The organism is bacterium, assembly GCA_040753555.1.
In the GTDB taxonomy this organism is placed as follows: domain Bacteria; phylum UBA9089; class UBA9088; order UBA9088; family UBA9088; genus JBFLYE01.
The window spans coordinates 1-5837 of record JBFMDZ010000137.1 but is presented as its reverse complement, the minus strand read 5'-3'; the positions used below and the strand labels follow the sequence as shown (position 1 = coordinate 5837).

Genomic DNA, 5837 nt, shown 5'->3' with positions numbered 1-5837 from the left:
TGGCTTCATTATTTTCCTTAACATTATCTAAACATATACATTCCTTATTTCCCTATAGGGTGAATAGTTACAAAAAAATAAGCAAGAATAATTTTTAAGTATACCAATAAAAAATTTCTTTAGGTATAATAAACTCTTTGTATGAAGATTTATGCGATTAACTATAAATCTCTTTCACCCTTCCTTCAAGGTAAAACCTGTTATCCTCAAAATATACATTTAAAAACTCCTTGCTTCTTGCTTCTACAATGGTTGGAAAATGTGTCTTATTTAAAAGATTAAAGATGTAGCAAGATGCACAAGAGCCAGTGCCGCAGGATAGGGTTTCATCCTCAACACCCCTCTCGTATGTCCTTATCTTTATCTTATTTTCTAATATAACCTCAACAAAATCTACATTCGTTCCTTCTGGTTCAAATAGAATATCAAACCTTATTTTTCTTCCCAAGCCAAATACATCAACATTATCTACATCATCTACTAATACAATTGTATGGGGAACGCCAACCCTTACAAAATGAGTATTAAGCATAATATTTAGCCTTATATCCTTTGGTTCTCCTATCATTACTTTTACTAAATCACCTGAAGCAATTGCCTTAATCCTTCCCCACAGGGTTTCTATCTCCATCTTATTTTCTGCCAAATTCTCTTTCCATCCAAAGAATGCAGCACACCTACTACCATTTCCACACATCTCTGCCTCACTTCCATCCCTGTTAAAGATTCTCATCTTAAAGTCGCAAATATTGGATGGCTCAATGAGAAGGAGCCCATCTGTTTTCTCCTTTGCACATAGCTCTATTGCCAATTCTTTTGGGTTTATTTTTTCTTGGGGTATGTTATTTATAATGACAAATGTATTCCCGGAGCCACTTAATTTTTTATAATCCATCTGGAATTAGCTGATTTCTGATAAGGTCTTTGAATGTTTCCCTTTTTCTAATAACACAGGGTTTTTTATCTATTACCATAACCTCAGGACACCTTGCCCTTCCATTATAATTTGATGACATTGAAAAGGAATATGTACCAGCATCCATTATGCAAAGAATGTCTGAAAGCGAAGCCTGGTTTATCTTTCTTTCCCTTGCTAAAAAATCTCCATCTTCACAAATGGGTCCAACAATATCAGCAACAATCTCTTCTTGCTCCCTTAATTCCCCTGGTAATATCCGATGAAAGCTGTTATATAAAGCTGGCCTTATAAGGTCATTCATTGCAGCATCCACTATAATAAATCTCTTTGCTTTTGTCTCCTTAAGGTATAAAACCCTTGTAACAAGGCAGGCTGAATTTCCCACAATGCTCCTTCCAGGCTCTATAATAAGCTTAAAATCCTTAACAATTGGAACGATCTCCTTTGCAAAGGACGATATGCCTGGAAAATTCTCATTGTTGTAAGGAATCCCAAGACCTCCACCTATATCAATATATTTTATTTCCCCAATCTCTTTGGCAAAGCTAACAAGCTTTTTTGCACTTTCAACAAAAGGAGAAAGCTCTGTAATCTGTGAGCCAATATGGAAGGAGAGGCAGATAAAATTTATGTTCTCCATTTTCCTTATAATACTTATAGCATTATTAAGGCTTGCCATCGTTATTCCAAATTTGCTTTTTTCAAGGCCTGTTGCAACATAAGGATGGGTTTTTGGCTCAATTCCTGGGTTTATCCTTATCCCAACATTTATTTTTTCTTTTGCAATACTATCTATAAGGAATAGCTCATCAATGGAATCTGCAATTATTAAAAACACCTTTTCCTTAATTGCCATTTTTATATCTGCTTCTGTTTTTCCATTCCCATTAAAAACGATTTTTTTACTGGGTATCCCTCCCCTTTTTGCCAAAAAAAGCTCTCCCTGCGAGCAGACATCACAACCAGAGCCCAATTTTGCAAGTAGCTTAAAAATCGCAATATTTGCGTTTGCCTTTGCCGCATAGCAAATAAGGGGTGAAACCTCTGAAAATGCCTCTTTATAAGATGTAAAATTCCCTACAATTGCCTCTTTGCTATAAAGATAAAACGGCGTTCCTATCTTTTCTGCAACCCCATCTATCCTTATACCATCGCAACAAAGATGACCTTTAATATATTCAAATCCCATTTTCATATGTGTTTATCTGTTTTAATATCATTAGTATAAATCTTAAATTAATCCACTTCCTCAAGCTTTGCTAATTCTTCAAACATTATATCTGCACCCAATATCCCTATAATCTCATTGTCTTTATTCCTTATAGGGCTAGATACAGTGATACAAAGCCTATATGTGAACCTTGATGTATAGAAATTGGAAATAAATGTCTTTCCATCCTCCAGAGGCTTTATAAACCAATCCCTATCTGCAAAATTCTCCTCATCCTTAAGCTCTTTGTATTTTCCTAAATCCTTTGAATGGGTAATATTTTTTGTTGTTTTGTGTCCTTGCAGGTTGACAACATATATAAATTGAATGAATGGATTTTCTTCAATGAAATCCCTTAAAATTTTCTCCTGTTTCTCTGGCTCCATAGATATTATATCTTCATTAACGGCAATGCCTTCTATAAGATGTAATGCAAGGGATTCTGCCTTTATCTTTAGGGTATCAAAATCAGACTTAATAAGCATAGGGAGGTGTTTTTTTACCTCCTCAAGCATTTCATCATTTGAGATGGATGTCTGTCTTCCCCTTTCGTATTCTTCATTTATCCACTTTATAATATGGGAAATCCCAGGATGCCTCTTGTCAATTTGCTGGGAACCAGAAAGACCAAGATAGGTATTTATCCAATGTGCTATGCCAGAAAGACCTGATTTGTCTGTTATCCCTACATCAAGTGGTCTATTCAATATCTCCTTTGTATCAAAGATATTGTATATCTCCTCATTTTTAAGTAAGCCATCAATATGGATTCCCGCCCTGGTTATATTGAATTCAGAACCAACAAATGGGTAATTTGGAGGAATATGGGTATTTAGATTATTTTTAAAATATTCGGCAATCTCTGTAATTACCTTCGTATCAATCCCTTTACTATCCTTTTTTATGCTTATATAATCAATGATTAAAGCCTCAATGGGTGTATTTCCTGTCCTTTCTCCAAAACCAAAGAGGGTTCCATTGACAGCAGAGCAACCATACAGCCAGGCAGATATAGCATTTATCTCTGCCTTATGGAAATCATTGTGTCCATGCCATTCAAGGTTTTTTGATGGGACACCAGCTTCATTCTTAAGACAATAGACAATCTTTGGAACAGATCTTGGAATAGATGCCTCTGGATATGGAATGCCAAATCCCATAGTATCACAGAGCCTTATCTTTATTGGAATATTTGCTTCACTAGAAAGCATCATAAGCTCTTGGCTAAATGGGATGACAAAGCCATAAAAATCAGCCCTTGTAATATCCTCAAAGTGGCACCTTGGGATTATATTATTGCCCAATGCCTCTTTGACGATAGAGAGATAATCATCCAATGCCTTTTTTCTTGTTTTATTAAGCTTTAAAAATATATGATAATCAGAGACAGATGTTAATATGCCTGTTTCTTTAAGCCCCATTTCCTTTACAATATTAAGGTCATTCTTATTTGCCCTAATCCAGCCTGTTACCTCTGGATATTTAAAATTTAAGTTTAAACATCCGATAACAGCATTTTTATCCCTTTCAGAATAAAGAAAGAATTCGCTCTGCCTGATTACATTTCCAAGCTTATTAAGAAGCTTGTATATCTCAACAATCTGCTCGGTTGTATATGGTGGTCTTGCCTGCTGTCCATCGCGAAATGTTGTGTCTGTAATGTATATTTCGTCTGGAATCCCTATTGGCACAGAAACAAAGTCAAAGAATGTTTTTGGAACCTCTGTATATGGAAAGAATTCCCTAAACAGCTCTGGTTGGTCTATATCCTCTACCTTATAATACCTTTTCTTTTTCTCTTTTAAAATATTCATCATATAAATTCAAAACCTTTAAAACTTTGTGCCTTTGCCCAGTTTGTGCCTATTTTTGTTTTCCATCCATTTTTAAAATTAACTATAAACCTTTAACTCCTCATAGGTAAAAACCTCAATCCCTAATTTCTCGCAAAGCTCTTTTGCGTATTCGTCTATCTCTATTGCCACAAGGATTTTACAAGGTGTGATATTTATCTCTTCTTTGTAAAAACGGGCTATTCTTTCAAATGTCCCTACATCTGATTTATCTGCTGTTGATTTTATCTCCATAAGAGAGTGTTTGCCATTTTTTATCACAATATCTGCCTCTATGTATGAAGGGATAGAAAAAACCCTTCCCTCCTCATCATAACATTCCCATTTTTTAACCTCTTTAGCCTCAAGCTTTCTCGTAAGGAGTTCTTTAAGGGTATTTCTGAATGTGGCCTCTACCCTCTTTCCCCATCTTGAACCAATTGTGGTTAGTCTAAAATGTAATTCTTCTCTTATGGATGTAAATCCAAGATGCATCTCTTCAATAAGGGATACAAACCTTTGGTCCATTGCCTCAAACTTTTTGTCTATTGTTTCAAACCTTTGGTTAATTTCTTCAAACCTTCTATTTGTCTCTTCCCTATGTTCTTCAAACCTCTTATTTATGTCTTCAAACCTCTTGTTTACCTCTTCAAACCTTTTGTTCATTACCTCAATAATCTGCTTAAGGTCATCCTTGGTGGCAAAGGTTTCAGAAAGAATGGCATAAACAGAGCCTCTAAATTGCTCATCCCTTTTTAACAATACAGGCAGAACCCTAAGAATATGCTCTTCTTCTATCTTTAACATTGAAATAGCCATTTTCTTTTCTCCTATTAAAATTATTATATATTTCCTGCGAAGGTTGAGTCAATAATTTTATCTTTGGAGTGCGGTAGCGAGCTTTCGCTTTTAACGGAACTCCCCCCAAATTTAAACGTAACTATTCAGACAGGATTTACAAGATGGACAGGATGTTAAATAAGCAGGTTATCCGGTTAATCAAAAAAATTAGTAACTATTCAGTCTATCCATTTTTACTATTTAGCCACAGATATACACGGATGAAACACTGATTTTTTGGACTTTAGATGAACGCAGATTCTTCAAGATTTTAGAGACTAAAGAATTATTTTAGCTTTTATACCGAATATGCAACTATCCTTCTCTAACTTGACAAATGAGGTTGAACAATAAAGTGTAAAGTTAGAGGTGCAAACCCGAGTTGGTTAGGTATATTATCCTAATAATCTGTGTAAATCTACCTCCCATTAACCCCTAACTTCCCAAAAATTTAAGTAATAGGCCTTTTATTGTATTATCAGAATAAAAAAATCCTTTCTTGTTCCATAGGGGATTTAATTCCTCTCCCCTTCAAATTACTCATTTTTATCTAATTTTTTATATAAAGCAAATTTCATTCAAAAAAATTGTTTGACAAAAAAAGCTCTTTTATAATATTACTTAATAAGTAATATGAATGGAGGGAAAATTATGGACAGAAAATATCCTGATTGGGTAGCAAACAAAGTATCAAAACACTGGATAAACCTTGAAGTGCCAAAACAAACAAGGAAAATCATAGAGGCTTTAGGATTACATATTACTTAAAAAATTAGGAAGTTAGGGATTAATTTAAATGCTAATCCGTGTTAATCAGTGGCTGAATAATTACAAAAATTATCATAACCCTGTGTCCGTTTGACGGATTGCCATTGCCCATAAATTACAATTGGTGAACTATTTGACTGTCATTATGAGGATGTTGGTTTGATTATTAATTTTGGAGAAAAGAGGGTTGAAGTAAAGCGAAAGGCGAGGGAATTGTCGGAATATTCATCGTTCTTATAATTTATGATGAACAAGATAAATTTAATCC

General features: G+C 34.5%; 4 protein-coding genes. All 4 read right to left on the bottom strand.

Annotated features, from left to right (window positions below; translation table 11 throughout):
- Window positions 1-157: 157 nt before the first annotated feature.
- Window positions 158-895, bottom strand: coding sequence for a diaminopimelate epimerase (dapF, locus tag AB1630_09805; protein MEW6104083.1), 738 nt, complete (start codon window positions 893-895; stop codon window positions 158-160).
- Window positions 885-2108: a diaminopimelate decarboxylase gene (lysA, locus tag AB1630_09800; GenBank protein MEW6104082.1), complete on the bottom strand. Its 1224-nt coding sequence runs from the start codon at window positions 2106-2108 to the stop codon at window positions 885-887. Before lysA ends, dapF begins: the two co-directional genes overlap by 11 nt.
- Before the next feature lie 47 nt (window positions 2109-2155).
- Window positions 2156-3946: a cache domain-containing protein gene (locus AB1630_09795; protein MEW6104081.1), complete on the bottom strand. Its 1791-nt coding sequence runs from the start codon at window positions 3944-3946 to the stop codon at window positions 2156-2158.
- A gap of 75 nt (window positions 3947-4021) precedes the next feature.
- On the bottom strand, window positions 4022-4780 hold the full coding sequence (locus tag AB1630_09790; GenBank protein MEW6104080.1) for a DUF892 family protein: 759 nt from the start codon (window positions 4778-4780) through the stop codon (window positions 4022-4024).
- Between the last annotated feature and the right edge of the window lie 1057 nt (window positions 4781-5837).